Source organism: Nitrospira sp. BLG_2, assembly GCF_049222245.1.
In genome coordinates, this window is sequence record NZ_JBLYIG010000245.1 from 1 (window position 1) to 1,527 (window position 1,527).

Below are 1,527 nucleotides of genomic sequence, written 5' to 3' on the forward strand. Positions count from 1 at the left end.
AATTTTGCACCATGCTATATGCCGTCCGTCGTCACTAGCACGGTCCCATAATACGATTGCTCTAAAACGATGCGGTCAGAACATTTTGACGTCCATTAGAAGTACTAGAGGTACCGGAATTGGTTGGGGAGAGCTCACAAATCACCGCAATCCGGAATTACCTCCTTCAGGTGGCCGGATCCGACGCCCATGTGTTGATTACCGGAGAAACGGGAACCGGAAAGGATTTGGCCGCTGAACTGCTTCACGCGAGTAGTCCACGTTTCAAGAACCCATTTGTCAGTTTCAATTGTGCGGCTATTCCGGACTCACTTCTGGAAAGTGAACTGTTCGGTCATGAGAAAGGCGCGTTTACGGGAGCCGATATCAAGCGCCAAGGGCTGTTTGCGGCAACAAGCGGAGGAACGGTCTTTCTCGACGAAATCGGAGAAATGCCCCTTCGCGCGCAATCCAAAATTCTCCGCGTGCTTGATTGCAGGCAGATTCAGCGCATCGGTTCAGCTCGATCATATCCTGTCGACGTCCGAATTATAGCGGCTACCAATCAGAACCTCGAGGAGCTGGTCGCGGAAGGCCTGTTTCGAAAAGACCTGTACTACAGACTCAATGTCGCCAGGGTTCATCTGCCTCCGCTTCGCGAACGGAGGGATGATATTCCTCACCTGATAGGCCATTTTCTTCACCTGTTCAATGAGCAGATGGGCAGACACGTTGTCGGCTTGGAAAGAGATGTACATGACTGTCTTCTCGAATACGAATGGCCGGGGAACGTGAGGGAGCTGAAGAATCTCCTGGAGGCGACCTTCCTCACCGTTCAATCTTCAATGATCGGCTTCCTGGACCTCCCGGCGGACTATCAGAAAAAGTTCTTACAGATGCGGAACGCTCCGTTCGTGGAGCGAGAGAACTTGCTTTCGATGCTCTTAGCAACCAATTGGAACAAGTCCAAAGCGGCGAAGCAGCTTCATTGGTCTAGAATGACGGTGTATCGCAAGATGGCCAAGTACAGCCTCAGTCCATCGTCCATCACAATGCCCAGAACAAAAGCCTAGAGCATGAAAAGCTTTTCGCTGAGCAATGCAAAGTGGCTCATCGCTCCGCTCATTACATTGGCCCTCATCGGCGCGATGTGGTCCTATTACAGTCTCATCTATGTGCCGAATCGGGTCGAATACTTTACTGGGCGCAATTTGCGAATCTTGGCGACGATAGGAAACGAAATCACCTCCGTCATTCGGAATTACAATCAAGTGCTATTGAGGACTGAGCCACTCGAATACGCGATTACGCATACCTTTGTGCGTTCTGGCACCGGGACTTCATGGGCTATCACGTACACGCCAACCGATTCAGGCACTCCTATCAAACAAAAGGACGTCCAAGATGTCATTCATAAATTAGTCGCGTTGCTCCTTTGTCTCGCAAGTACCAGCTGCACGGTTGCGACAGGCAATCGCGATGTCGCCAGTAAGGCGGCACGAGATCGGATCCATCCAGGCATGACAAAAGCTGAGGTGAGTGGGATCA

At 51.2% G+C, this 1,527-nt stretch carries 2 protein-coding genes; both read left to right on the forward strand.

The window, feature by feature from the left end; genetic code table 11:
* The first annotated feature begins 119 nt into the window (after window positions 1-119).
* A complete protein-coding gene (locus ACOSYY_RS06790; RefSeq protein ID WP_421661510.1) occupies window positions 120-1,052 on the forward strand; it encodes a sigma-54 interaction domain-containing protein in 933 nt (310 codons plus the stop codon).
* 3 nt (window positions 1,053-1,055) lie between these two features.
* The coding region (locus tag ACOSYY_RS06795; protein WP_421661511.1) for a hypothetical protein at window positions 1,056-1,527 on the forward strand (472 nt) is incomplete at its 3' end.